Source organism: Holtiella tumoricola (genome assembly GCF_027857615.1).
GTDB lineage: Bacteria > Bacillota > Clostridia > Lachnospirales > Cellulosilyticaceae > Holtiella > Holtiella tumoricola.
On the sequence record NZ_JAQIFT010000057.1, the window covers coordinates 1 to 24,675 of the forward strand.

32 protein-coding genes are annotated in these 24,675 nt (G+C 34.6%); all 32 read right to left on the reverse strand.

The window, feature by feature from the left end:
- Window positions 1-26 precede the first annotated feature (26 nt).
- Window positions 27-359 (reverse strand): hypothetical protein, encoded by a 333-nt coding sequence (locus PBV87_RS15155; RefSeq protein WP_271012794.1) that lies wholly within the window; start codon window positions 357-359, stop codon window positions 27-29.
- Between the two features lie 15 nt (window positions 360-374).
- On the reverse strand, window positions 375-1,064 hold the full coding sequence (locus tag PBV87_RS15160; protein ID WP_271012795.1) for a hypothetical protein: 690 nt from the start codon (window positions 1,062-1,064) through the stop codon (window positions 375-377).
- A gap of 10 nt (window positions 1,065-1,074) precedes the next feature.
- Complete coding sequence (locus PBV87_RS15165) at window positions 1,075-1,662, reverse strand: collagen-like domain-containing protein (RefSeq protein ID WP_271012796.1); 588 nt, start codon at window positions 1,660-1,662, stop codon at window positions 1,075-1,077.
- A gap of 12 nt (window positions 1,663-1,674) precedes the next feature.
- Entirely contained in the window at window positions 1,675-2,358 is a 684-nt protein-coding gene (locus tag PBV87_RS15170; protein ID WP_271012797.1) for a hypothetical protein, read from the reverse strand.
- A gap of 5 nt (window positions 2,359-2,363) precedes the next feature.
- Entirely contained in the window at window positions 2,364-2,927 is a 564-nt protein-coding gene (locus tag PBV87_RS15175) for a phage tail protein I (protein ID WP_271012798.1), read from the reverse strand.
- Window positions 2,920-4,035, reverse strand: a complete 1,116-nt coding sequence (locus PBV87_RS15180) for a baseplate assembly protein (RefSeq protein ID WP_271012799.1) — start codon at window positions 4,033-4,035, stop codon at window positions 2,920-2,922. The genes PBV87_RS15175 and PBV87_RS15180 overlap by 8 nt, the downstream gene beginning before the upstream one ends.
- Window positions 4,025-4,333: a GPW/gp25 family protein gene (locus PBV87_RS15185; RefSeq protein ID WP_271012800.1), complete on the reverse strand. Its 309-nt coding sequence runs from the start codon at window positions 4,331-4,333 to the stop codon at window positions 4,025-4,027. Before PBV87_RS15185 ends, PBV87_RS15180 begins: the two co-directional genes overlap by 11 nt.
- An 11-nt stretch (window positions 4,334-4,344) precedes the next feature.
- Complete coding sequence (locus PBV87_RS15190; protein WP_271012801.1) at window positions 4,345-4,737, reverse strand: phage tail protein; 393 nt, start codon at window positions 4,735-4,737, stop codon at window positions 4,345-4,347.
- Between the two features lie 2 nt (window positions 4,738-4,739).
- Entirely contained in the window at window positions 4,740-4,967 is a 228-nt protein-coding gene (locus tag PBV87_RS15195; protein WP_271012802.1) for a hypothetical protein, read from the reverse strand.
- Entirely contained in the window at window positions 4,967-5,965 is a 999-nt protein-coding gene (locus PBV87_RS15200) for a phage late control D family protein (protein WP_271012803.1), read from the reverse strand. The genes PBV87_RS15195 and PBV87_RS15200 overlap by 1 nt, the downstream gene beginning before the upstream one ends.
- Entirely contained in the window at window positions 5,962-6,174 is a 213-nt protein-coding gene (locus PBV87_RS15205) for a tail protein X (RefSeq protein ID WP_271012804.1), read from the reverse strand. The genes PBV87_RS15200 and PBV87_RS15205 overlap by 4 nt, the downstream gene beginning before the upstream one ends.
- The gene (locus tag PBV87_RS15210) at window positions 6,167-8,248 is read right to left on the reverse strand and encodes a hypothetical protein (protein ID WP_271012805.1); all 2,082 of its coding nucleotides are present in this window, start codon (window positions 8,246-8,248) and stop codon (window positions 6,167-6,169) included. The genes PBV87_RS15205 and PBV87_RS15210 overlap by 8 nt, the downstream gene beginning before the upstream one ends.
- 111 nt (window positions 8,249-8,359) lie before the next feature.
- Window positions 8,360-8,662 (reverse strand): phage tail assembly protein, encoded by a 303-nt coding sequence (locus tag PBV87_RS15215; RefSeq protein ID WP_271012806.1) that lies wholly within the window; start codon window positions 8,660-8,662, stop codon window positions 8,360-8,362.
- A gap of 34 nt (window positions 8,663-8,696) precedes the next feature.
- Window positions 8,697-9,215: a phage major tail tube protein gene (locus PBV87_RS15220; protein WP_271012807.1), complete on the reverse strand. Its 519-nt coding sequence runs from the start codon at window positions 9,213-9,215 to the stop codon at window positions 8,697-8,699.
- Window positions 9,216-9,233: 18 nt separating this feature from the next.
- A complete protein-coding gene (locus PBV87_RS15225) occupies window positions 9,234-10,661 on the reverse strand; it encodes a phage tail sheath family protein (protein ID WP_271012808.1) in 1,428 nt (475 codons plus the stop codon).
- 1 nt (window position 10,662) lies between these two features.
- Window positions 10,663-10,932, reverse strand: a complete 270-nt coding sequence (locus PBV87_RS15230) for a hypothetical protein (RefSeq protein ID WP_271012809.1) — start codon at window positions 10,930-10,932, stop codon at window positions 10,663-10,665.
- Window positions 10,920-11,381, reverse strand: a complete 462-nt coding sequence (locus PBV87_RS15235) for a hypothetical protein (protein ID WP_271012810.1) — start codon at window positions 11,379-11,381, stop codon at window positions 10,920-10,922. The genes PBV87_RS15230 and PBV87_RS15235 overlap by 13 nt, the downstream gene beginning before the upstream one ends.
- A 15-nt stretch (window positions 11,382-11,396) precedes the next feature.
- Window positions 11,397-11,714, reverse strand: coding sequence for a hypothetical protein (locus tag PBV87_RS15240; RefSeq protein WP_271012811.1), 318 nt, complete (start codon window positions 11,712-11,714; stop codon window positions 11,397-11,399).
- A 1-nt stretch (window position 11,715) separates the two neighbouring features.
- A complete protein-coding gene (locus tag PBV87_RS15245) occupies window positions 11,716-12,048 on the reverse strand; it encodes a hypothetical protein (RefSeq protein WP_271012812.1) in 333 nt (110 codons plus the stop codon).
- A 12-nt stretch (window positions 12,049-12,060) separates the two neighbouring features.
- A complete protein-coding gene (locus PBV87_RS15250) occupies window positions 12,061-13,092 on the reverse strand; it encodes a major capsid protein (RefSeq protein WP_271012813.1) in 1,032 nt (343 codons plus the stop codon).
- Between the two features lies 1 nt (window position 13,093).
- On the reverse strand, window positions 13,094-13,462 hold the full coding sequence (locus tag PBV87_RS15255; protein ID WP_271012814.1) for a head decoration protein: 369 nt from the start codon (window positions 13,460-13,462) through the stop codon (window positions 13,094-13,096).
- A gap of 1 nt (window position 13,463) precedes the next feature.
- Window positions 13,464-14,573 carry a head maturation protease, ClpP-related gene (locus PBV87_RS15260; RefSeq protein ID WP_271012815.1) on the reverse strand — a complete coding sequence of 370 codons (1,110 nt, stop codon included), beginning with the start codon at window positions 14,571-14,573 and terminating at the stop codon, window positions 13,464-13,466.
- Window position 14,574: 1 nt separating this feature from the next.
- On the reverse strand, window positions 14,575-16,137 hold the full coding sequence (locus tag PBV87_RS15265; RefSeq protein WP_271012816.1) for a phage portal protein: 1,563 nt from the start codon (window positions 16,135-16,137) through the stop codon (window positions 14,575-14,577).
- A 10-nt stretch (window positions 16,138-16,147) separates the two neighbouring features.
- A complete protein-coding gene (locus PBV87_RS15270; protein ID WP_271012817.1) occupies window positions 16,148-16,363 on the reverse strand; it encodes a DUF6148 family protein in 216 nt (71 codons plus the stop codon).
- On the reverse strand, window positions 16,363-18,222 hold the full coding sequence (locus PBV87_RS15275; RefSeq protein ID WP_271012818.1) for a phage terminase large subunit family protein: 1,860 nt from the start codon (window positions 18,220-18,222) through the stop codon (window positions 16,363-16,365). Before PBV87_RS15275 ends, PBV87_RS15270 begins: the two co-directional genes overlap by 1 nt.
- The gene (locus tag PBV87_RS15280; RefSeq protein ID WP_271012819.1) at window positions 18,185-18,757 is read right to left on the reverse strand and encodes a hypothetical protein; all 573 of its coding nucleotides are present in this window, start codon (window positions 18,755-18,757) and stop codon (window positions 18,185-18,187) included. Before PBV87_RS15280 ends, PBV87_RS15275 begins: the two co-directional genes overlap by 38 nt.
- A gap of 17 nt (window positions 18,758-18,774) precedes the next feature.
- Complete coding sequence (locus PBV87_RS15285; RefSeq protein WP_271012820.1) at window positions 18,775-19,344, reverse strand: hypothetical protein; 570 nt, start codon at window positions 19,342-19,344, stop codon at window positions 18,775-18,777.
- Between the two features lie 295 nt (window positions 19,345-19,639).
- Window positions 19,640-20,275, reverse strand: a complete 636-nt coding sequence (locus PBV87_RS15290) for a tyrosine-type recombinase/integrase (RefSeq protein WP_271012821.1) — start codon at window positions 20,273-20,275, stop codon at window positions 19,640-19,642.
- 10 nt (window positions 20,276-20,285) lie between these two features.
- The gene (locus tag PBV87_RS15295; RefSeq protein WP_271012822.1) at window positions 20,286-21,041 is read right to left on the reverse strand and encodes a DNA adenine methylase; all 756 of its coding nucleotides are present in this window, start codon (window positions 21,039-21,041) and stop codon (window positions 20,286-20,288) included.
- A gap of 380 nt (window positions 21,042-21,421) precedes the next feature.
- Complete coding sequence (locus tag PBV87_RS15300) at window positions 21,422-22,279, reverse strand: DNA adenine methylase (RefSeq protein ID WP_271012823.1); 858 nt, start codon at window positions 22,277-22,279, stop codon at window positions 21,422-21,424.
- 52 nt (window positions 22,280-22,331) lie between these two features.
- Window positions 22,332-23,945, reverse strand: coding sequence for an AAA family ATPase (locus PBV87_RS15305; protein ID WP_271012824.1), 1,614 nt, complete (start codon window positions 23,943-23,945; stop codon window positions 22,332-22,334).
- A 161-nt stretch (window positions 23,946-24,106) separates the two neighbouring features.
- The gene (locus PBV87_RS15310; RefSeq protein ID WP_271012825.1) at window positions 24,107-24,616 is read right to left on the reverse strand and encodes an RNA polymerase sigma factor; all 510 of its coding nucleotides are present in this window, start codon (window positions 24,614-24,616) and stop codon (window positions 24,107-24,109) included.
- Between the last annotated feature and the right edge of the window lie 59 nt (window positions 24,617-24,675).

The following is a 24,675-nucleotide window of genomic DNA, read 5'->3' on the forward strand; positions in this document are numbered from 1 at the left end:
GTGATACCTCCTTTAAATATATTATTTTATAATCCTAAATGGACAATTATTTTACTTAATTTTTCATCAAGTGTAGCTTGATACTCCATAATTGTTAAAGCATCATTTGCAGTTAATGAAGTTGTTGCTTTAATGGGTGATGTATCCTTTTTGATATCTTGTAATGTTAATTCTGCCTGCTGATCTAGTATAGATAAATGTTCATCAGTCCACTGTTTTGATTCTCTGTCATACTTTCTACCAATATACAAATTGTCATACTGTTCAATAAGAATCATATTTTCTTGTACAACTTCATTCGTTAATGAAGATATACCGATACAATAACCTTGTTCATTAATTTGTGCATAATTAAACATTTAACCTACTCCTTTCTAATAAAATTCTATAACTTGCCATGCCACTTGATAATTTGTACCACCAGCAAATGTTAGCGTTGTACTATTCGTTAAAACACATGTGTTTGTATAATTGGATGATGTACCATGCATTGCAGTCTCACTAATTACAAGAGACTTTGACATGTTAACTGCACCAATTGTTACAGTTCTCCTGCTACTTTCGGGTGTAAAAACTCCTCTTTGAATACTCTTGATAATCTTAGGATTTGCCATAGAATTAGACATATGACTTTTAATATCATCTCTAGCAACATTAATTACTGTAGATATAGTGTTTCTCGTCTGCCCTGACTCTTCAGCTATTCTACTATTCAAAAACACATTACTATTATTACTATTCGCAGTTACATGATTCTTAGTTGCTGTATGTTGGTTTGTTACATGTGTTGTCAAAGTGCTTATTGCATTTAAAATAGCTGTTTTAGCTGAAGTAATCCATTCATTAATCAGAGTACTAAGTGGTTTAGAAGTATCTGCATTAACTCTTTCGTTGACAACCCGTCTAACATCACCCGAAACATCTATACCCGTTATTGTCTGATCTATACTTTTAATTTTTTCTTCTGCACTTGTTCCATCCTCCATAAATACAACGTCTGCAGATGTATGAGGATGTAGCACATCTCCATTATCGGCCTGAAGTTCTCCTTTTAATTTAGCCATGTCATGCCTCCTATTCTATTACTTTAAAAAATAGTTTTCTTGGTACTGCATTGGATGTAGTTGTCCCAACTTTAATGCCATCACCTGGATCACCTTTAGGCCCCTGTGGTCCTGTGGCCCCCTTTGCACCTGCTGGCCCTTGCGGCCCCGTTGCTCCTGTTTCTCCCCTTGGACCTTGTGGCCCTGTGGCACCTGTTGCTCCTACTGGTCCCTGTGCTCCAGTTGTTCCTCTAAAGTTTCCTCTTTTAGTCCAAGTTGTAGATGCTGTTTTTTCAAATACATCTCCATTAGATGTGTTTAATGCCCAATCTCCTACTACACCTAATGATGTAGCTGGTGTCCCAGTAACATTGTGCATTTTAGATCCTGCAACTCCAGCTGGACCCTGTGGGCCTGTGACTCCTATAGGACCTTGTGGACCAACTGCTCCCGTTGCACCTTTGGGCCCTGTTAATTTACCTCTATCTAGCTTTTGTTGAAAGGTTTCTCCATCTGAAAATGTAACAGCATCTGCAGATGTTAATACATCCACTTCTTCGATAACTGCACTTGTATTTTCATCTAATAATTGTACTCTTACCTTTTTTAATGCTGACATATTGTTCACTCCTTATTCTTTTATTTCAATCCCCATATTAGGGCTTACTTTTATAATGCCATTACTACTTCCACCATTCTGCCTACTTGTAACTTTAAAATACATCTTCCCCTTTACTCTATCTTGAATAGGAATATCTGAACCTTCTGGTATAACATATGGACTAGATAAATTCTTGATTTGATTGATTAACTCAGGGTGTGCGACTGGATTAATATTATGATCCTCAATGTCTTCAATAGTTGCATATACTAAACTTTGATTAATTGTGGCACTCACATTTATGGCATTCCCTATAATCGCAATAATATCTATCTTCTTCTCAATCAGTTCACTTCCTTGTGCTGGTATGTAATCTGCTAATGCTCCAGCATTACCATACACATAAAGAATCTCTTTCGCACTATCATCAGGATCACGTGCAAAGAGACCAAGTTCTCTGTAATAAAATCCTGTCTCAAGATTACTATTATTAAAGGAACCACCTATTTTAGCCGTACCATCTTCACCAGTTACAAGTTTTGTTATATCTATTGATAACTTTTCACTTATAAGTACATTAAGTGTTTGTGGTGCCTGCCCTTGCAATTCTCCATCACCTATGGCTATGCGTGTGAAGTGCAATGGTGTACCAGTTTGAGCTTTAGCTTGTAAGATGCGTCCTTTATTTGTGAAAAATACACCTGAAATACTCATGCTTTTTATTCCTCCTGTCTTATAGTTATTGTGTCCCCTGTATGTAATGCAAAACCTACATAAATACTTAGCTCACTAGCTAGTAATACGATAACTTCATCAAGCCAACTACTTTTTCTTTTGACGTGTTCAGCTGCTTCTTTAAATCTATTAATGAAACTTTCATCAACACTTATGTTTGTTGTCGTGATTCTAAAGTGATGAGGCTCTCCACCATATTCATACCATTCTTCTACCGTACTTTCTCCGAAGATTGTGCTTACTACCTCTTCTACTGCAGCTACAGTCCCTTTTTTCTTATGCCAATTAATTGCATTTTTAACTAATCTTCTCTTAGTTCCTAATGGTAATGTTGCATCATAATAAGGTGCATCAAATTGCTGTGCCATTAAATCAACCATATCATCTTCTAAAGTATCAATACTTGGCAATATATAAAGCCTTTGTATAGCACTCTGAAGTTTCTTCATTTCTAAATCAATAGCCTCACATGATGCTAGTATTTGCTTATCATAGGAAATACTAGATGGTAATAACGCTTTAATGGATAAGTCTTTCATGTTATGCATCTTCTACTCCTCCAAAAATAACCGATTCACTGGTTAAGTAAGCTATACTTGTACTATCTAATACTGTATAACTTGGACTTATAACATTTACACGTTTAGCACCAGCTTGCATCACACGATAAATTAACTCAGATGGATTAATATCTCTTCCCAGCTTACCTTGCTGCCATAGTTTATACTCTGCTATTGCTTTTTCAACTTGCTTTTGAATAACTGTAGTCATTGCTGCATCTTTTTTATCTATCCAAAACTGAAGATCTAAGGCATAATTTTGCTTTGTTGGCTGTATAACACTAACAAGATCTGTTAATGGCTTTACATCTTTAGCGCTGCATCTATCTAGAATCTTATTTCTTAACTCTTCTGATAGTAGCTCTCCATTTACTCCAATAGGAATAATATTAATTTTACCAGGTGTGGGTGTAATAACTGCTACATCTCCAATTTCAGGAGATACAGTTTTTGCCCAAAAAGCATAAGCCCCATCACTTCCTGCACACGAGTAAGAGTTGGGCGCTTCATAGGCTCTTTGCCTTAATGCCTCATCATTTTCCTTATCGGTACCACCAGTAGTCGTTGTGAGACTTGTAACTTGATTAAAGTATGGGAATACATCTACAAGTTGATTAATCTGTCCCGCTACAAAACCATTTCCTACAACACCTGGTGTCATACACTCTACCACCACGTCAATAGTTAATTTTCCTGGTAAAATAATTGCATCCTCTATTGTTGCAAAATAAAGTTCGCCTGCTTTTACCCTTGTGCCTTTAGGTATGGTTATAACACTTGTTTGTGCATTTGATAATGAAAAACGAATTGTACATCTTGCTGAGGAAGCTTCTAATCTTTTTACACCTACTAATGCTACAACTTGATCTAGGTAGTCACCTTGTGCGTATGCTAATAAGTTTTGTTTTCCACTAAAATCAATAATGACACGCTGTTGGGTAATAATAGAGGCAATAGCTTCTAAAAACAATCTCACAGGATCACCTGGATAAAGTTTTTTATTTGCTATTGCCTCGTATGTATTAATAATATCTTTTTCTACATTTGATGTTGATGTATCACAAAACTCAATTTGTTTTAAATTTTTAAGGCTCATTTATTACCACCATCACTTTCGGTTTTAAACTACCTGTTAAATGGTCTTTTTCATAGGTTACTTTAGTTACTTTTACTCTAGGCTCATAATCTTGTATAGCTTCAATAATTTTAGCTGTACAAATATTTTGCGCCATTTCAATAGGTAAATCTAAAGCACTCATATCTATTCCAAAATTTCTATCCAGTGGAACTGACCCTTTTGCAGTTGTTAATATCATAGCTATATTTTGAAGGATTTCTTCTTCTCCTATCGCAAGCATATTAAGAGGTTTAAGTTCTGTTGTTACCTCGTACATACATTTCCCTCCTACTTAATATATTCCTTAAGTTTAACATCAGCTTTACCTTGTAAGACATTCCCATGATTATCTACCTTTGTATATTCTTGATCTACACTTTCTACAACCCAACGGTAGTAACCCATAGCATCTCCTCCAATAACAAGGAGTAATGACTCACCCGTTCTACTATATTGCATAAGCTTCTCCATATCATAGCGTGGGTTTCTCCCTAGTAGAACATCAAAATGCATTGTAAAACTAATTGAATCCAAGTCTGGCCCTAAGAACTCACCTTTTGGTTTTTGCATATGTACTTCATGGGTGGCCCATCTTCCTGAACTACTTCTTGAAAAATCTTGAAAAGTATTTACATTCTTTATAGATACTTTAAATAGAATATCTCCTAAAGCGCCTATCATATTTAATTCACCTTCCAACTTCCAAGTATAAAGCCATCTGAAGAGTCCTCTAGAAACAAACAAAGTACAGGTTGATTGATTTTAGGGAGCTCTTCAATGGTTAATGAAGTTCCATTTCTAGTAATAATAATTAAGTCTTTAGAGACCATATTATCCAACTGCTCAAAAAGTACTTTAGCAGTACATTTTTCTTGATTTACACTAGATATTTTTCCTGTTCTAACTTCCATCAATATCCCTCCAAACATTTCGTAAGTTCTAAGTCTGTTGTATAACCACCTGTTACTTTATGAGTAGCTTTTTGAATAATATATTTACCATCAAATTTGTGCCAACCTTTTAACTCTATTGTTACACCTGATGCAAGATTAACGTTACCTAAAACGCTTAAATTTGCTTGATATTCCTTCATGTTTTTTTCTCTAAGACGTTGACTTGATACACGTTTTGCTTCATCTACAGACTTAACTTGCTCATTGATTTCTAGTTGTGGACCCTCGCCTACTGTCGTCGTATATTCAATCACTTTATTTGTTGTTGGATTAGTGTAGCGTACTCTGCAGCTACCATATGATGTATCATTAGATGAGGTATTAAAACCATAACTTAATATATTTGACTTACCTTTTATATAAGTTTCAACGACTTCACTTTGTTCGTAGAGCTTCTGCTCGAAAAGAACCATTTGATTATCAGTTACTTTTAAGGATATGCCTTCTCGAGTACATAACTTTTGTAAAAAACTCATATCACTTTGTTTAACCTGATCTACACTCTCATACTTAGGGTCCTCACTACACTCAAACATTAATTTAAGTCCACATACTTTTGCGATATCTTTTGCAATCTGTGATAGATTTACATTCTTCCAAGACTTTGTTTTTTTAGTGTACTTTATAGAAGATACAATAGGTACAGATTGGCCCTTTAAAGAAACTATATCCGGTGGCCCATCCAAGTTTATTTCATCAATAGTAAATGTTCCACAAAGTAAAGCCTGCTCTCCCTCTTCCCAGTTCTTTACATTAAAAGAGGCATGGATAAGATCACCCTTTTCAGGCAACCAATCACCATGCCATAGACCTTCACTATCTTCAAGCATGATATCTAAGTCATCAGCCTCATTTGTTGCATTGTCTGTATATGAAAAGCTTAAAAGATATTTTGCAATATCTTTACTTATATCTACGCCTTGATACTTTACCTTAAGCTCTACTCTTCTACTCATTGTACACCTCTCTTCCAAGGTGGCAATTTACTTTCATTTATTAAGTTTGCTTCTGGAATATTAAGTTTAACATTAGCTGAAAATATAATTACTTCTTTATAATGTAGGTTAGCTTGAATAAGCTTATCTACATACTTCTCATTACCATATACTTTATAGCTAATCATATCCCAAGTATCGCCTTGTGACGTTATGTATCTATTATCCATAAGCTAACCTATCCCTTCCTTTCAACATTGCTTTTACTTCTGCCATAAACTTTCTTCTTTCAGCTTCAAGAATCTGTGCAAGCTTTGATTCAGATATACCATCACCCTTAACCATAACATTTGGGCTATAAACAAATTTTGGACTTTCATTATTACCTTTTGATAAAATCCCTTTAGTTTGTGCATTAGTAAAGACTCTTCTTCCTGGTGCACCCGAAATAAGTTCTGGACCTTTTTCACCTGCTATAAAAGAGCCTTTAGGTGTACTCATCGTTCCTTTAGCGAACATAGGAATTGTTGGAATATTAGGGATGTTAATTCCAAAACTCTGTCCAACGCCTATCAACTTATTAAGTGACTCTGGTATCTTATTTAAACCACCAATAATAAAGTTAACAAACCCTTTAAAAGTTGACTTCACACCTTCCCAAAGACCAGAAAACCATTGTCCTACACCACCAAATGCTGATTGAATACCTTCCCATAATTCAAATGCTTTTACTTTTATAGTATCCCAATTCTTCCATAGAAGAACACCTACACCAATTAATGCGCCTATCCCAAGTACTACCCATCCAATAGGTGATGCAATAAAGGCTGCATTAAGTGCCCACTGTGCAGCTGTAAGTGCCATTGTTACACCTTGTGAAGCTAATTGAATACCTTTTAAAGCAACCAATCCTACTTTTTGTGCAACTAATTGAGCGGTATTAATGGTCCATGCAAGTGTATTGCCTGCAATGGCTTTCCCTTGCATTAATAAAGACTTTAAGAAATCTCCTGCATAAAGTGCTTTTATATAAATTGTTTCAGCCTTATCTGCTACTTTGGCCAATGTTAACTTCTTCTGTGCAATAGTCGCTACTGTAATCGCTTTTGCTGTTTTATAAAACTCTACTACTAGAGAACCTATTTTCCATCCTACAAAAGCTGTACCTAATCCTACAACAATAGGTTTCAATGTACTCCAATTTGTACTGATAAAATCATATAATGCTATGGCTTGATCTAGTACAAATAATATGCCATCGGCTACTTTAGGCAGTGCTGTATCTTTTAACCAATCTAAAGTAGATGTACCGCCTTTTAAATCCTTAAACTTGACTTTTATATTATCTACAAACTGGGCGATTCTCTCTAATAAAGGGCCATGTTCAAGGACTTTTGCTTTCATTGCATTAAAGGTATCTAACGACCAATTTTTTAGGTACTTAAAGCTATTAATAGCTTTTGAAATACCACTATCAATTTGATCACCTATTTTTTCAAATGTCCCATCTTGCTGCCACTTAACAAATGCCTCTCCTAGCGTTTTAGCTTTATCCTTTAATAGCTCCATTAAGCTACCTTGTTTGATAGTTCCATCAGAAGTCACACCAACCATTGTTGCCATACCCGATTTCATAACTCCTGATATTGTAGACATGATCCCTTTTAATGTACTTGCTTGTTTTTCCATTCCGCCTTTGAACTTATCGTCCATAAGAGCAAGCATGGCTTCGTTAAATTTTGCTTGGTTGGTGATCTGACCCTTGTTGTTGACAACTTGTGTCTTATTCATCTTTTCATAAGCGTATGCTACGATGTCATCTTTCTTAATCCCAAACTCTTTAAGCCTCTCTAATTCTCCTGTTTGGGCATCAATAATAGCTTCAGTAGCTTGTATAAGGTCTTTATTGGTTGCACCTGCCATATCACCTATCATAGGTAAATACTTTTGTGCGGATAAACCCATGGCTTCAAGTCTAGCACTTGCTTCTACAACTGAACCTGTCTCAAATGGTGTTCGGTTCGCTAAGTCAATAGACCACTTCATGATTTCTCCAGCTTTTTGGGCTGACTTAGTCGCTGTTTCAAGTTGCATCTTAAAGCCTTCTAGATTCATCGCTTCAGTTAGTGCTACGCCTACGGTATTTTTTGCACCGATTGCACCTATAGTTGTGGCCATAGCTGCCTTTGCTGTTTTAGCTAAACTTTGTATACTTTTTGTAGCACTATTAAAGCTTTTATTAAAGCCAGAGGCTAGTTTACTATTTAAGGCAAAAGCAATTTGATATTGCTTGCTTGATGCCATACTTTCACCCCTTTTCCTCTTGCATAGCCTCTATCCATGCTTCAAGTTCATCTAAAGATTGATCTAACCAGTAGGTTATTGGAGTAAAGGATGCTTGGGCCATTTCAAATACTATTCTTCTAAAGTCTGTTCTTGAGGTAATTCCTCTCCTAATAAAAAATTTTGCACTTGTACCGTTACCGCACTAAAATCCTTAATACCTAGAAGTGGAATTAAATCTGTCGGTCTACCACATGCCTTTGCAGCAATAACCCCTAAATATTCCTTGTTAAACTCCTGAACAGGCACATCCATAGATTGAATTTCCTTTTGTGCATCAATCATGTCTTTACCTGTTAAGTTATCTAAATCCATCTCTAATACTTTAATTTCTTCACCTTCAAAGTTAATTGGTTTCTTTAATGTAATTTTCATATACTTCCTCCTTATTTATAAAAAGACCTAAGCTTTATAAGCCTAAGTCTCTTCTTACTTCTTTTAAATAATCTACTCCATTCACTATATAGATATAGTTAAATGGATCTATTTCTATAGCAACTTTCCCATCGAGCACCATTTTGTAGTAAAGTACACTGAATTCATTTACACTTTCTGTACTTGCTCCACCTTCCATTTTGCCTGGAGAAAACTTTTTAGGAATCACACGAACAATGTGTTTGACTGCAACTGTTTTAAGTTTTCCCTCTACATTATCAAATCTCTGTATTGAACCTCTAAAATCTAATGCATGTGTCACTGGTGCTGCTAGTTCAATTAAATCCCCACATACACTTCGCCAGTTAACGGTCATACTCATTGCCCCTATATGCCCAAGTGTCGGCAAATCTACCTCCCCTGAAATACCAGCTCCTTTAATCGTATCTGACATGGCTTCAATATCAGGTAGTTCTACATCTGCAATACCTAACATATCTTTCCCATCTTTAAAAGCCCTTAAGGCTATGAGCTTATCTGGAATTTTACTCATAAATTTCTACCCCTCTTTCTATGCAAATAGTGCTTTCAGATATTCAACATCATATTCAAGCACGAAGTCCATTTCTCTTGCTGGTGATGGTGGTGTTACATACAAGTGGAACTTAACCTTTCCATCCATAATAGCTGTTGAAGGATTCTCTTCTTCAAGAAACTCCACACGTCCACCTAATATATATCCACTAGCTGTTAAACCATTTAGCCAAATATTAACGCTATCGATTACCGTATCAACTAAACGTCTTGTAATAGGTCCATCTACTTTTTGCCAAAATGTTTGTATAATGGTCGTTCCTATCCAATAGAACATTCGCTTTACAGAAATAAATGCATCTTTAGGATCTGTGACGGATGGATAACATGATGTACGATTGCCCCAAGCTTTCCAACCACCACTAAAGTTAATGGCTGTTACTATCCCTTGTCCATTAAGATAATTTGCTTGGTCTATACCTAGGATAACCTCTTTACCTGATTTGCCTACTAAACCATTAATCTGTAAGTTGTGATTTGATGGTGACACATAAGGCACTCCATCATGTGAAGCATCTACTTTACACATCAGACCAGCTAATTGTGTACTCATATGATAGACTGCATCTCCTAGCCTCACTTTTGGCCAACATACAATTTGATTTTCATAGACATAGTTATTAGATGTTTTCCACTGTGCAACCTCTGAATAGTTACCTACTTGCTCTACTGGAATGTCTGTAAGTGCCATACACTTAAAATAACCATTAATATTACTTGCTTTACTTACCATAACTGCTGCTACAGTTGGTTCTGTACTAAATTTAGGGGATAATAATTGCCCTGGTACCAGCCCAAATCTAGGAAGTACCTCATTAACAAGTTCAAGCCCTGTTAATTTACCCTCACCACTAATGCCACCAATAATATCATCACTTATTACAGTGTTTGGTGTTAATTTTTTATAGGCAACTTTCACTTCTTGTAGACTACCTCTAATAATAGAAATGATAAGTTCTCCAGTTCCATTAAAAGCGATCTCATAGTCCTCTCCTAATGTAAGTGCTGTATCACCTTCTCCTTTTACAATAAGTGTAGATGTAATGACAGGATCACTGAGAATGACTTCTCCATCTATTACTTGTTTTGGTGCTTCTGGAACATCTTCTTTATGCTGTGTTGCATCAAGTACATTGATCAATACCACCGGTGCGACACTAAAGAGTGTAAAATGTGATTTCATAAACTCACATAATGTATAACTTTCAAAGTCATCACTGTATCCAAAAGCTTCAACTGCTTCTTTGTATGTATAACATAATACAGGTTCATTCACCTTTGGACTTTTGGCAAGATGAATAGGTGCTGTTCCCACTACAACGGGTAGTCCTGCTAATGCTTCTACAGGTGGTATTAAACTTGTTGGCACTTCCGATACATAAACACCATGTCTATATCCGCTCATCTTATCTACCTCCTAAATAGTTCATAATTTCCATATATTTTTGTTGCTCAAAGCTTCCTTTTACTGCAAGTTTTAAACGTGTATGATTAAGCTTATTAATGGGCACTATTAATTTGCTAATAGCTGGACATGACTCAATATGCATTTTTATAATATTGTTCTGTCCGTTTATAACTGCAAATTGATTAAGTCCCGGCAAGTTCGGCCCACAATAAATCCTTTTATCAGGTGTCTTGTCACTCGTTTCTTTCTTACTCTTTACACTGGCCATGGGGCTTCATCTCCTTCCATCTCTATTCGAGGTACCGTTAATTCTAATTCCATCATTCCAACATAGTATGGAAATGGTTGTTCTTCTGGAATCGTACACTTAATAGGGAACTCTACTGTATAGAAATCAAAACTCTGCTTCTTCAGTATCTCTCGCTTAATAACCTCCATACAATGAAGGATATCCATCCATCCTTCACTATCCTCACTATAAGCTCCAAACAGTATTTTAATATTTACTGTTGCCGATTCTTCGTTCACTTGATCCTTCAAGTAGCGTATTACAATGTATGGAAAATCTTCTTTTTCTTCTCCATACTCATTTTCTTCTAAGTATCCTAGCTTAACTTGTGGCATTTTACTTTGATTTGTTTTTGTAAGAAGTCGCTCATTACGAGCAACCTCTTCAATAAATGATTTAAAGTTATTCAGTGTATTATAAATGGTCATCTATACCCTCTTTTACTATGAATAATTCTTACCTAATGTTATTTTGTATGCATTCATTAATGATTCGCATTCCATGACGTAGTGAAGTTCATTATTCATTTTAATTTTCTGACCTTCTTGAGGTCTTGTTTTGAAGTATTGTTTTTGAGCTAGGAAGATAATTTCTCCTACATAGGTTCCTTCAGCTTCTTTAATCTTGCGCTCTTTTAGCTCATCTTTGCAGTTAATAATAGGTATGCTTTGTTCTCCAATAAGCACTTGCTCAGCAAATTCATTGCAATTAAAAAAAGCAGCCTCATCTTTTTGAAGTTGCTCTCTAAAATTTAATGCCATGTTATTCACCTAGACTTTCTTTCTCACCTATGTAATCAAGTATTGAATCTACTATTTCTGGGTTTTTCATTTCCTTTGATACTTCGATTCCTATTTTAAGGCCATACTGAATAAGCTCCTCTTTGTTCATCTTCTTCAGGGTCTTCTCATCAAGGTAATCAACTTCTTGTACCTTGTCATCATCTTCGAGCCTATCTACTATTTCTATAACTGCTTCTTTAACAAGACGTTCAGCTTCTTTTTCATCCAGTACAATGCTACTTCCCTTCTCATAAACTTTACGTATGCCTTCTTCTCTTGTCGTAATAGAGGCTAACACTTTACATTTCACCATCAATCATCCCTCCTAGTTTCCTGCTGTAACAGTTGCTACATACCAACTATCTACATCATTTGGTTTTGGAAGTGGTCTTGATGTTAAACGTACTGTCTTAATATTATTTCTTGGATCAGCAAGTACTTGTGGTACAATTTCAGCTTCATAGGTCATAAAGTCCTCTCCTTCAAGTTGTGTAACAGAACCATATTCAAATGAACCCACTTCCTCTGGAAGTAACATAAGCTTACCAGCTGGCAACATTGGTTGCTCTACACCATTATCATCTACGAACCATTCATCATAGCTATAAATATCTAAATCAAGTTCTACTAGTCGTCCAAGGAATGTAAGAGATGGATCTATAATACGTGGTTCAATCTTAATATTTGAAGCATTAATAAGTTGTCTTTCTTGATTTACTTTTGGATGTACCTTAAATGTTTGATAGACATCATTTGCCATAATACATACTGTAGGTGCTTTTCCAGTAGCTTTAATAATAGCTCTTCTCCATGTTGCTAAATCTTCAATAGGATTTGATGTAGCTGCAGTCCAAAGTGCTTCACCAGAAAGTGTTGTCTTATTAGTGAAATTGAAATCAATTTCTACGTCAACTCCATCTTCTTCATCTTGAACGTTAATAGCTCCTGTTAAAAGAATTTCACGTGCCATCCATTCTTTTCTACGTTGAATAGCTTCTTCAAGCTCCGTCATATCTCTTCCAAGTAACTCTACTGCACGTTCTTCTGGTGATTTATTTGAATAAATACTTTCACCAAAACCTTTTTTACTGATATCATCAATTGTCATTGGACGTTCTGGTGCAAGCTTAGGTGTTTGAAGAAGTTTAGTCGTTGAACCACTTCGTTTCATGACCTTTCCACCTACACGTGGGGCAACAAATGGTGCCATCGTACGCTTACCTTTTTTGATTTCTAATTGTAAAATTTCAGCTACATGTGTATTGCTTACTGGGAAAAAGCTTGTGAAGAAACTTCCAATAGGTTTTCTTAAATCTAATGCTTGAAGCATTTCAATCGTAGTAAATTTTTGTGACATATTAATTTCCTCCCTTAACAGTATCTAAGTACATACCTAATTTTTTCATTTCATATTCGTAATCCTTATATGATGTGCCTGAAATACAACTTAGAGCCTCTTGATTAAAATGTCCTGTGATATACACCGTTGCAATCGTATCAGCTTCAGCATTCACATCATCCGTCAAGATACCTACTAGCTTATGGTCTGTTTTTGTCTTGTCTGCTACTTCACCTTTCCCAGTACTTGCATCTGCAATAATAATTGCACCTCTTTTAGCATTGGTACCAGCTACTAAAGTAATCCCTTGTGTAAGCGCTGTGACACTACCACTTATAAATAAATGATCTGGTGTAAATGTATCTCCATCTTGAACTAACTTGGCCATCTTATTTCACTCTCCTTTTATCTTTGTTAAGTGCATTACTTAGTGCACTCACTTTTTCTTTAATTTGTTCTTCAGGGTCTAGCTCCTTACATTCTGCAGTAACATTATCTCCACCTGAATTTTTCGCATCTTCATTAAGATTTGTTAAGAACTGGGATGCATTTTGCTGTTGATTTTGTAGTGCTTGGAAGGCTAGTTCTTTTGCATCCATAGGCTCTTCAAACTTAGCTTTTGCCACAAGTTCCTTGCCAATAGTTGCCGAGATATTTTCAATCGCTTTGATACGTTCTCTTTCCTCTTGCTTTGCCTCATTTTTAATTTGTTCTACTAGCTGTGGGTGATTTGCTTTAATTTCTTCTAATGTCATTGTACTACTCCCTTCATTTTGATTTTCCTTAGTTAGATTTGCTGGTGCATTGCCAATTTGATTGTCTTGTGGTTCTTGTTTTATATTTACAGGTTCAAAAACTGGCATATTTTTAAACCCACTAAGGTCATGTGCTACATTGTTAACGAGTACCATGCGATTATTAAGAATGTTATTCGTTACCTTTGTATCCTCTAATAGCTCATCACAAAAGCCTTTCTCAACTGCTTCTCGACCTGTTAACCATGTTTCAGCATCCATCATATCGGCTAACTCTAATTTACTTAATGTGGTCTTAGTACAATAAGTCTCTATGATACAATTTTTCACACTATCAAGCATCTCTTTCAGTTGTTCAAGGTCTTTTGCTTCAAAGCTATCCCATACTGTAATACTGGGATTATGTATCATAAATGCTGAACCAGGGCTAATCTTAACAGTATCTCCAGCACATGTAATAATGGTCGCTGCACTTGCTGCAATACCTTCTATAATAATTTCTACTTTCGCTTTAAGTGTTTTTAAATGTGTAAAAATAGCTTGGGCTGCAAATACATCCCCACCTCTACTATTGATACGGACTGTCACCTTATTTTTGTTTCTTAAGGTTTTCATATCTTTTAAAAACTCTTCTGGTGTAATCATCTGCCCTTCAGACCACCAAGGTTTATTACTTCTGATTTCACCATATAAAATAAGTTCGCCCTCATCATTTGTAACGTTGTTGACATTCCAAAACTTCACTTTATGCACCTTCCTTTCCTTTGTTGAGTTGATTCATTTTTTCCTGCTCTAGAGTAAGTTGTTCTATGTTTCTATCAAAGTCACTTCCATTAATTTCAATAGCTTCCCTTTCTCTTGTTGAAACACCTATTTCTATTCTTTTTGCAGATGCAACCACCTCCTTTACAGGGTCTAATTGTCCTGGTGCTGGTCCATTCCATTCTGCTCCGGCATAAGCTTTTCTTATGAGTGGGTTTTCAAAATATCCTGGTGCATTTATGCGCCCTCTTGCAATGGCTTCACTGAGCCATACTTCATAAATAGGCTGACAAAAATCACTTGCAAACCAATTTCTTCGCATTCTAAAAGCCTTCCACGCTTCAAGTAATGCCGCACGACTTGCTGAATAACTTGCTGTGAAAGACTTTATTAAAAGCTCATAAGGTATTTCTAAGGCAGCACCAATATATTTACACATTGAAGAAACAAAGCCATCAAAGTTAACATTCGGTCTCTTTGGATCAGCTATCTCTATACTTTCACCTGCACCTAAAAGGTTAATCATCCCTGGTCCCAACTTGTAGTCTGGCATATCATTCATAGTTCCACCTTCTTGAGGTAAACCTGTAAAATCATCATCTACATCCTCTGGGGAATCTGATTTAATAAATACGGTGAAAAAGCCGTTTATAACTGCTGCCATAAGCTCTGCTTCTGTATAGCGTGTTAATTGTTTAATACTTTCAATAACTGGTGCTAAATATGGAACACCTCTATATTGCTCTGGTCTTTCTGCTTCCATCACATGAAGAATATTAGGTAGTCCTGTTTTATCTCCTATAAACTTAATACGCTGCCATTCTTTTTTACCATTTGTTTGAGGATGTCTATTACAAATATGATAGGCTTCAACCATGCCATACTTATTAACCTCTACACCATTCAGTAATTGATTGTCTTTATACTTAGCAGTTTGACTGACATTACCATTAGATGATGGATTACATACTCTATCTCCTTCAATAATATGTAGTTTTAAACCATATGGCATATACGGGGTAGGCTGTAGGTGGCGTATGATTGTAAAGCTATCTCCGTTCATTAACCAAGACATTAATGCAATTTGTTGTAACTCGTAAAAACTATTTAGTCCTAATGCATCACAAAACTTTGATTCTGCCCATAGATTAAACTCTTGCTCCACTTGCTTCTCCCATTGGTCTGCTTCTTCTTGTGTGATACCTAGAAGGTTGAAATCTATACGACTCTTTAATCTTAAGCCTGCTCCAATAACATTAGTTCTTGTTGTTTTAATGGCTGATATTGCTATCGGTGATGTCATACATAAACTTCTTGAACGCTGTGTTAACAGTTGGCGATTCATTTCAATATCTTCAAATGTACCTTTACTGTCTGCCCTCCAACCCATCATAGATTTTTTTGTACGTGATGCACCTGAACCATCATATCCACTATTTAAGGGATTGATTTGTCTTGCCATACTAAGTTTTAGCCTGGCAGCCTCTCTATCTAAGGCTTTCTGTGGATTTACAGCTTCATAGAACTTATCAATCACATTCATCATCTTCAACCTCCTAATCTAATGGAATCACTCGTCTTACACGCCTGCCTTTACCATCAGCTCTTCGTATGTCATTTTCTAACTGTTTAATCTGTTTTTGAACATGAGATAAATTGGCACGGTTAAGTGTCATCCCATCAACTGTATAAGACTGATTAAGTAGTATAGCCTGTTCTGCTTCATAGTACATTTCAAGTCTTTTTTTCTTCATTTCTAATAAGTTACTCATTAGATTTCAATGCCTCCCCCCACTCTTCCACGTGGTCTTATTGTTGTTTTCTTTTTTGTTTGTTTCATGTAGTTAATCCCATTATCTATTTTTTCTTGTAATGACTCCCAGTTGGGATTTAAAATCTGAACTGCTGCTGTTGCATAATTTCTAATATCTAATGGCTCATTCCTAACACCTGACTTTTTAATCCATTCAAGCTTCGACTCTCCTTTTTTGTTAACAGATATCACACGTTTTTCACTGGTTAAACCTTTCATATACTGCTCATCATAATTACGTTCTGGATTACTAGGAAAGTGACAATAACCTGGTCCCATTTCTTCTGTGTTCAATCTGGCCATAATGAGTTCTTTTCCTTGATCTACGCCTAAAATAAAAATACCAACACCATTTTTTGTGTTGGTACTCTTTTTATAGATAAGTGGATAGCCCGAACCACCAAGCCCTTTAATCCCATAAATGCGCTTGTGCTTCTTCTCCATTTTCTTTAGGAACTTATAACAGTTATCTGTAAAGTGTCCACCTGTATCAATACAAGTAGCTGCGATTAATAGACTATTGCCGTCACTAAAATAAAACTCTCTTTCTAGCCAATTTTCAAGTTCTGTCCATGACTCTTCTTTTTCTGGATCACAATAAATGGTATGATATTGGATTCCCCAACTCTCATAGCCATTTCTCCACCCAACAACTTCTATCTCAAAGCGATTATCTTGAACGTCTACTCCTGCAGTTAAAACAAGCACACCATTTGGTATATCTGCATCATACTTTTCTCTTCTATCAAGAATCGTATCATCTTCTACACCTTGCCCTTTTAGTTCCCATGGCAAACCACGAGAAGTATTTTGGAATACCTTAAGCTGCTCTACACTTCTTGTTTTCTTATAGTGTTCGTTTGCATCCTTGAAATCCTTTATAATTTCATCCCAGTGTTTCCATGGGGAAGCCATTTCATTAAGATGGAATCCTCTTTTTTTGATAGCTTCACCTTTAGCAATCCACTTTCCTGGCTGTGCTTTCCATTCCTGCTCACTAAATCTTTCTCTACAACCTACACACTCCATTGTTAAATCTTCAAAGTGTAACCTTTCCCATTCATAAGGCTGATAAGTGCCACATGCTGGACATTCTATAGACCATTCCTCCATAGAGCTATCATTATACTCTTGCTCTATACGAGACATTCCTTTGATAGTCGGTGTTGAAACATAGATTTTCTTTCTATTCCAAAAGGTATTGGTACGTTTTTCTGCAAGTTTAATAGGATCTCCTTCAGTTCCTGCACTGAGTGGATATCGGTCTACCTCATCACATAAGAGAATACGAATAGGTCTAGATGCAAGGCCTGCTGCTGATTGTGCACCTACAATGGTGATATGCCCTCCTGGAAATTTCTTATGCAAAATAGTATTTTCACTATCACGACTTTTAGCATCGGATATCTTTCCTTTCAATACAGGTGTATCACGAATCATAGGTGCTAACCTATCCTTACTAAATGCTTGTGCCATACCATCTGTTGGTTGCATAACTAAAATAGGAGAAGGATCATGGTCTACACAATACCCTATCATATTTAATACAAGCTCTGTCTTACCTACTTGCGAAGAGCTCATTACAACTACAGTATCAATAGATAAATCACTTATAGCATCCATGATTTCTCTTTGATAAGGTGCTCTATCTGTATTCCAACGACCTGGTTCTGCTGAAGCTTCTGCTGATAATCTTCTATTCTCATCCGCCCACTGGCTTACGGTTAACTTAGGAGGAGGAGACATGACTTTTGCGATTCTACTAAAAAGACATAAGGTCTTATAGTTGATTTTCTTCTTCGTTAAGGCCATATCCATCAATTTCTCCTTCATCATAATCTATGTATTCTTTTGAATAGAAGTCCTCAGCATTATAGTCTTTTAACTCATGCAGAACCTCAATAAGTTCATCATTAATAATTTCTTGAATAACTGCTTTATTATTCTTCTCTGCAAGAATAGGAGCCAATTTAGGTGGTATGTTCAGAAGTCTTGTCCTAAATGAAGTTAGCATATCAATCATTACTTGTTCAACATCTTCAGCTTTATGAATCTCACCTCTCATCAATGCTAATTTAATTTCAGCTTGATGTCTTTCAACTCTTACCTTAATCGCTCTTTCTTGCTCTAAATCTAATTCACCATTTGTATGGGAATTGATAATGTCTTTTTCCATCTTCAGCATATTCAAGTAGGTTTTAATACTATCTGGCAAGTTATAACGTCCTTTGGATACACGTGTAAAAATACCCTCACTTGCTAACTGTCTTACCCGTCTATCAGTTACACCTAATAAATCTGCTAACACTGCTGATGATACAGTTAATGAATCAATACTTTCTACCTTAGACATACCCTTTCTCCTTTCTTTTACTTTTTACTTAGCAAATAGTTCACTTCATGATCAAAACGTTCATTAAACTTCTGGTACATTGCTTTGGTAACTTTCCCTCTAATAGGTTTTGAACTTGCCATACCCGGAATAGATGGGCCTGTCAATTCTCTTATTCCTAATCGCTCCTTACCTTTTCTAATAAAGATGCCTTTATGTTGCCTACGTTGCTTACCATTATTTTTAGGCATTTTTGCAACGAAAACTTGTTCAGGTAATGCTTTTTTGCCTCTTCTTTTGATAGACACTGTATATTCTTTAGCAATACTTGTATCATTTTTAAAACCTGAAGCTCTAAGAACTGGTCCACTTGCAACCACTTTACCTGATAACTTGGATATTGTTGCATTTTCTTTCTCTAGTCCATGTTTCATTTCACTTACCTTTACGGTATAGGTATCTTTTAATTCAGTATGAACCATTTTGTTAGTAGCTGAAATGGTTCGATTAATTGCATTCTTTGTGGCTTTATTAATACCTTTTGGCATATGAGCCAGCTTACGGGTTGCCATCTTATAAGCTACCTTGTCAATCTCAATATTAACCATCAAATAACCTCCTTAACGGAAACGGTACTTTCGATTTTAAACCATTAGGAACTAGGGAACATTCGGGCGACATGGAACCGCAATCCATTTTTGACTTCTGGAAGTACCTACTAAATACTACCTATTTGTCACCCTTTTATTCCCAATTCTTTACAATATTATGCGTTATATCTATTATGTCTCTCGCATTCTTTTAATTTTATATTTCCTGTTGTCTTTCAAAGCTTTTAAACAATTTATTGTTTTACTAATAATAGACATAGTTCACAATGTCGCAAGTATTTCCCAAGCTTTTTTAACTTCCGATTAATCCCTTTAAAGGGTCTTTCATTTCAAGAGTGATTTTATCGTTAGTTTCTTGGTCTAAATCTAGATAAATGCTCGTTGTTAATGAAGATGTATGCCCTGCATAATGCTGAGCTTTTTCTATACTATTGCCATTATCTTCATATACAGCTAGAAAACACATCTTTCTAAAAGAATGAAAACCAAAATCTTTTAGATTAAATTCTTTTGTGACTTTGTCTAACCTTCTATCAAACTGAGAATAGGATAAAGGTCTATTTCTACCTCTTGGACTTGGGAATAATACAGACCACATCTCCATATCTTTCGTATATTCATCAAGTATTTTCTTTAATGTAGGATGGATTAAAATTTTCCTTGCCTTCTTCGGTGGCTTTGGAGTCGTCCCCTCTTTTTCAGCCTTATCTATATACTTCTGTTCCAGATACTTCGTCTTGTTCTCGACAATTTCTAAGTATTTTCCACTGATATCTCTTTTTCTTAGGCACCTTAAGTCATTTACTCTATAACCTGTATAACGAATTAGTAAGAGCATAATATAGAGCATCATATCGTACTTTTTACAATATTGATAAATTGATATCTCTAGCTCTTTATCTTTGATAGCTTTTGTTTTAATACCCATACGCCTCTCCTCAATAATTTGTAATAATTAGCTCTCCATATTCTTTTCTAGCCTTTTGTTCTTTGGCTATTGAATAGGATACCTGTACTTCTTCTATGTTAAAATCTTTGTACCATTCCCTTACTTTATGATGGTCGTTGATTGTAACCATAAATTTACCTTTTATCTGAGATAATGTATCCCTTAACAAAAGATGCTCTTGCTCTCCAAACTCATTCCCATAACCTGCAGTTTCAAAATAAGGTGGATCACAAAAGAAAAAGCTATGAGGTCTATCATATCTTTTGATAATATCCTCAAAGCTTTTATTCTCAACATATGTATTTCTAAGTCTTTCTTTTATATTACCTAGTACGCCTTGATAATATATCTGTGGCGCTGGCTTACTGGTTGTTCCATAACCAAAGGTTTCACCCTTACTTGCAAAGCTTTGTGATATGAGATAGAGAAAACGTACTGCTCTTTGAATCTCGGTAAGATATTCAACTGTACAGTGCTTATACTCTTCAAACATATCTCTACCAGAAAACTCATACTCTAATACTCTTTCTATTTCTGGTGCGTGATACTTGATCATACGGAACATATTTATAAGTTCTTTGTCAACATCATTAATCACTTCAACCTTACTCGGTTCTTTACCAAAGTATACCCATCCAGCTCCAAAGAATGGCTCTATGTAACAAGTATGCTCAGGTATTCTTTCTAAGATAGTCTTTCTTAATTTTGATTTTCCTCCCATACGAGGTATTGGTGGATTCATCATTTGTTATATTCTCCTTTACAAAACAGTTTTTTATTGGGTTATTACACACCGTTTTGAACAAGGATTAAAACTAAAAATACACCTAGATCATATCACCAGGTGCATTTAAAACGGATATTTGATAGGTTACCCTATCTTTTTAATATTCGGGGGAATTAGGATGAACTCAATATTTAGGATGATTTCTTTCGTTCACCCATTAACATATTAACACGGCTATCTGTTCAGTAGCTGTTCAACATCTGTTCTTTCCTGTTCAAAATCCACCACCATCTGTTCACTACCTGTTCAGCATCTGTTCATGCTTTTAAAAAAAATAAGAGGTAAGTCATCACGACTTACCTCAAATGGTATTTTTATAATACACACTATATTCTGTATTAGCCAATCAGTACCTCGTTCTCTTCTTCAATTGGTGGTATTTCTAAGTTGGAAATTAATAACTCTATTTCTTTTCTTGATGTTTTTATCGAGTAGTCTAAATAAATATTTATGTATATATTAGTAATATACATATTTTTAATTTCATCAACATTATCGTAACTTATTAACCACGGAAAGCTTTTTGATTTAATATACTTGGCCAACTCATAATGTTGTTGATGCGTATAATAATATCTATATAATCCCGGTCCTTCTTTGTAATATGGCGGATCTATATATACAAATATTTTTTTACTATGTTTATATCTAAGATGTTTTTTCATGAACTCTAAAGCATCTAAGTTATAGACTCTAATACGTTCTTTTAATAACGATAAACGCCTTATACACTGTATTATAGATTTTTTATTAAATCTACAATCTATTTTATAATTAGAAGTTTGTTGTTTTCCACCTAATGGATTTGCTTTTAAAATTCCTGAAAAATTAGTACGATTTAAAAATAATCCCGCATAACCAATTTCTACTATTGATTTATTTTCAATTACATTATCTTTCCTATATTCAGCATATTTATACCAATTTTCTATATTTATCTCCGTTTGTTCTATTAAACTTATTAATTCTTCTGTATAATTAAATACACAAATCCAAAAATAATATATTAATGGATCCTTTTCATTAATTATGGCTTCCTTAATTATATTACTTTCTAATAACATAATAGAAAGTGCTGCACTTCCAGCAAACGGTTCATAAAATGTGCATCCTATTTTATTTTGTGTTTCTAATAAGTTTTTTACATAAGAATATAGCTTTGTTTTTCCACCAGGGTATCTCAAAGGATTTTTCACTCTAATCCCTCCTTCCCTTTATTTTAACAAAATAACTGCTATTTGGCCAGAACTAATTAATTTTAGGAAGGTTTGTACGAGCAGCAACAATATTATATCGATTAAGAAACTGCTGTATAAATTCTTTATATTCATTAGGATAATCCTGTTTCCAGAATTCTAACACATCTATATCTTCTAACATCACCTTGTTATCTTTAAACCACTCTTTAAACCTCTCTCTTTCTATAGTATATTTACTATATTTATCACTTAATGGTCCATTTTCTTCAATCATTCTTATTGTAAGCCCTTTTATAAAATTACTTTCTAATATTTCATGTGTAGGATGTAAACCTATTAAATAGTTATATATTAATTTCTCAGGACTTGTATTACCGGGTAAAATAACAATATTACAATGCTTAGATGGCAAGTCCTTATATTTAGTTTTAGATATATCTTTATCTCCATCTAAAACAAATAAAACATTTCTAAAATACGAAGGATCATTTTGTAATAAGTTTAATAATGATTCTCCTCCTAGCTTTACCTCTATTATTTTTATTCTGGAAATATAATCTTTTAATAATCTTTTAATAAACCATCTTGCTTCATCATCTTCAGAATACAATGCTATCTGATTTACTTTTCTTTTTGAGTAATAATCACTAATAAGCATATCATTCTCCATTGCCTCATATGGCGGGTTATTTATTATTTGTAGTATACTATTAGCAGTAGTAAAATATGCTATATTTATATCATTCATTTTTTTATTTTTCTTATCTAGGTATTCCAATATTTGTAAAGAATGTGTCGTAAATACAACTTGTATGCATATTTCTTTACATATATTATATATTAAATCTATAAGTTTTATTTGCGCTGCTGGATGTAATGTGGCATCTATTTCATCTATTAATAATAAACCACCTGTCCATACTTCCTCCTTATCGCAAGATTCTATATATAATTTTCTAAAAGATAATAGTGCGTATAGTATTTGCATTAAATTATCTTGCCCTGAAGAGTTTCCTATATAATCATATAATTGTGTATTTACCCCACCAGAAATCTTTTTCCCCATACTGTAGTTTGATATACTCTCTATTTCACTATTAAGAGATAAAATATGAGTATAATTTTTATAAAGCCACTGAAGGTCTTCTTCTGTCAGTAATGATTTACTGATTTTATGTTCCTTAATATTACCTATATCTTCTTCCCCTAAAGGATTTAATCTGCTTAATCCTAAGTAAAAAGAAGGTATCATTAGTTTACTTTCAGTCTCTTTCTCTAAAAAAACATCATAATGTCGTTTGGGTATTATTCTAAATCTAGTAGCCTCTTCATCCTCAGGATTCCATTTTTGCCAAGTTACCCTAAATGAAAGTTCATTTATCCCTTCTATAGTAGGATATTCATAATATAAAGTACCTATTTCACCATTCTTTTTATCATATGTTTGAGACCCTTTCATTATTTCCGAGAACTCTGTTTGAAATCTTTTATTAGTTATTGTTTTGCCTCTGGCTGCTTTTATTTCACATGCATTTCCTAACACACCTAAAATCGTAGATTTGCCAGTCGCATTTTGTCCTGCTATTGCAGTAATAGTTGTTCCAAGGATCACCTCATGATTATTAAATATCCTAAAGTCATTTAATACTAATTTTTTTATCATATTTTCCCCCCTATAAAAAAATAACTTTTTTGTTTATATATTATAAAATATACTACTATACATATTTATAAGTCAAATTATTAAATAATATAAAATCCTCTTTACATCTATATATTTCCATAACCAATAAAATCAGTATTTGAGTACTAAAAAAAGCAGACTTATGCCTGCTCTACTTTATCAATATAAATATACTTAAATAAAGGTAAATCAATATAACTTTCTTCACCCTTTATTTTATCAGCAAATGCTTTAGCTCCATCTTTAGCATATCTTCTACATGTTGATTCACTTAACCCCGTTTTCCTAGATACATACTCCCAAGTATAGCCTTCTATATATTTTAATTCTAATACTTGTCGCCACTCCTCTTTTAAGTCCATCATAATTAAGTTAATTCGTGTTAAATAATACTGTAAGGAATCTATCTCTTCTTCTAAATCTAACTCCATTTGAATATTTTTAATTGCAATTAACTCTACTTTAGATGTAATTTTATTAGTTTTAACTGGTATTTCATCATATGTAATGCTTTTTATCCCCACTTCTCTATCTCGCTTTTCTCTATTTTCTTTTAACCTATTTAAAAAAGCTTTTTTGGCTTCAAGTTTCGTCTCGCACTCTTTATAGTTTCCTAAACACTCCATTGTCTCTTGTAAATAATCTTTCATCCTAATCCCTCCTAAATATCAAACTTTCATTTGATTGCTTAAATAAGCACCAAAACACT

What these genes read in the sequence shown, in the direction of transcription:
- PBV87_RS15155 (WP_271012794.1), bottom strand. Translation starts at nt 359, where the DNA reads ATGTTTAATTATGCACAAATTAATGAACAAGGTTATTGTATCGGTATA.
- PBV87_RS15160 (WP_271012795.1), bottom strand. Translation starts at nt 1,064, where the DNA reads ATGGCTAAATTAAAAGGAGAACTTCAGGCCGATAATGGAGATGTGCTA.
- PBV87_RS15165 (WP_271012796.1), bottom strand. Translation starts at nt 1,662, where the DNA reads ATGTCAGCATTAAAAAAGGTAAGAGTACAATTATTAGATGAAAATACA.
- PBV87_RS15170 (WP_271012797.1), bottom strand. Translation starts at nt 2,358, where the DNA reads ATGAGTATTTCAGGTGTATTTTTCACAAATAAAGGACGCATCTTACAA.
- PBV87_RS15175 (WP_271012798.1), bottom strand. Translation starts at nt 2,927, where the DNA reads ATGCATAACATGAAAGACTTATCCATTAAAGCGTTATTACCATCTAGT.
- PBV87_RS15180 (WP_271012799.1), bottom strand. Translation starts at nt 4,035, where the DNA reads ATGAGCCTTAAAAATTTAAAACAAATTGAGTTTTGTGATACATCAACA.
- PBV87_RS15185 (WP_271012800.1), bottom strand. Translation starts at nt 4,333, where the DNA reads ATGTACGAGGTAACAACAGAACTTAAACCTCTTAATATGCTTGCGATA.
- PBV87_RS15190 (WP_271012801.1), bottom strand. Translation starts at nt 4,737, where the DNA reads ATGATAGGCGCTTTAGGAGATATTCTATTTAAAGTATCTATAAAGAAT.
- PBV87_RS15195 (WP_271012802.1), bottom strand. Translation starts at nt 4,967, where the DNA reads ATGGAAGTTAGAACAGGAAAAATATCTAGTGTAAATCAAGAAAAATGT.
- PBV87_RS15200 (WP_271012803.1), bottom strand. Translation starts at nt 5,965, where the DNA reads ATGAGTAGAAGAGTAGAGCTTAAGGTAAAGTATCAAGGCGTAGATATA.
- PBV87_RS15205 (WP_271012804.1), bottom strand. Translation starts at nt 6,174, where the DNA reads ATGGATAATAGATACATAACGTCACAAGGCGATACTTGGGATATGATT.
- PBV87_RS15210 (WP_271012805.1), bottom strand. Translation starts at nt 8,248, where the DNA reads ATGGCATCAAGCAAGCAATATCAAATTGCTTTTGCCTTAAATAGTAAA.
- PBV87_RS15215 (WP_271012806.1), bottom strand. Translation starts at nt 8,662, where the DNA reads ATGAAAATTACATTAAAGAAACCAATTAACTTTGAAGGTGAAGAAATT.
- PBV87_RS15220 (WP_271012807.1), bottom strand. Translation starts at nt 9,215, where the DNA reads ATGAGTAAAATTCCAGATAAGCTCATAGCCTTAAGGGCTTTTAAAGAT.
- PBV87_RS15225 (WP_271012808.1), bottom strand. Translation starts at nt 10,661, where the DNA reads ATGAGCGGATATAGACATGGTGTTTATGTATCGGAAGTGCCAACAAGT.
- PBV87_RS15230 (WP_271012809.1), bottom strand. Translation starts at nt 10,932, where the DNA reads ATGGCCAGTGTAAAGAGTAAGAAAGAAACGAGTGACAAGACACCTGAT.
- PBV87_RS15235 (WP_271012810.1), bottom strand. Translation starts at nt 11,381, where the DNA reads ATGACCATTTATAATACACTGAATAACTTTAAATCATTTATTGAAGAG.
- PBV87_RS15240 (WP_271012811.1), bottom strand. Translation starts at nt 11,714, where the DNA reads ATGGCATTAAATTTTAGAGAGCAACTTCAAAAAGATGAGGCTGCTTTT.
- PBV87_RS15245 (WP_271012812.1), bottom strand. Translation starts at nt 12,048, where the DNA reads ATGGTGAAATGTAAAGTGTTAGCCTCTATTACGACAAGAGAAGAAGGC.
- PBV87_RS15250 (WP_271012813.1), bottom strand. Translation starts at nt 13,092, where the DNA reads ATGTCACAAAAATTTACTACGATTGAAATGCTTCAAGCATTAGATTTA.
- PBV87_RS15255 (WP_271012814.1), bottom strand. Translation starts at nt 13,462, where the DNA reads ATGGCCAAGTTAGTTCAAGATGGAGATACATTTACACCAGATCATTTA.
- PBV87_RS15265 (WP_271012816.1), bottom strand. Translation starts at nt 16,137, where the DNA reads ATGATGAATGTGATTGATAAGTTCTATGAAGCTGTAAATCCACAGAAA.
- PBV87_RS15270 (WP_271012817.1), bottom strand. Translation starts at nt 16,363, where the DNA reads ATGAGTAACTTATTAGAAATGAAGAAAAAAAGACTTGAAATGTACTAT.
- PBV87_RS15275 (WP_271012818.1), bottom strand. Translation starts at nt 18,222, where the DNA reads ATGGATATGGCCTTAACGAAGAAGAAAATCAACTATAAGACCTTATGT.
- PBV87_RS15280 (WP_271012819.1), bottom strand. Translation starts at nt 18,757, where the DNA reads ATGTCTAAGGTAGAAAGTATTGATTCATTAACTGTATCATCAGCAGTG.
- PBV87_RS15285 (WP_271012820.1), bottom strand. Translation starts at nt 19,344, where the DNA reads ATGGTTAATATTGAGATTGACAAGGTAGCTTATAAGATGGCAACCCGT.
- PBV87_RS15290 (WP_271012821.1), bottom strand. Translation starts at nt 20,275, where the DNA reads ATGGGTATTAAAACAAAAGCTATCAAAGATAAAGAGCTAGAGATATCA.
- PBV87_RS15295 (WP_271012822.1), bottom strand. Translation starts at nt 21,041, where the DNA reads ATGATGAATCCACCAATACCTCGTATGGGAGGAAAATCAAAATTAAGA.
- PBV87_RS15305 (WP_271012824.1), bottom strand. Translation starts at nt 23,945, where the DNA reads ATGATAAAAAAATTAGTATTAAATGACTTTAGGATATTTAATAATCAT.
- PBV87_RS15310 (WP_271012825.1), bottom strand. Translation starts at nt 24,616, where the DNA reads ATGAAAGATTATTTACAAGAGACAATGGAGTGTTTAGGAAACTATAAA.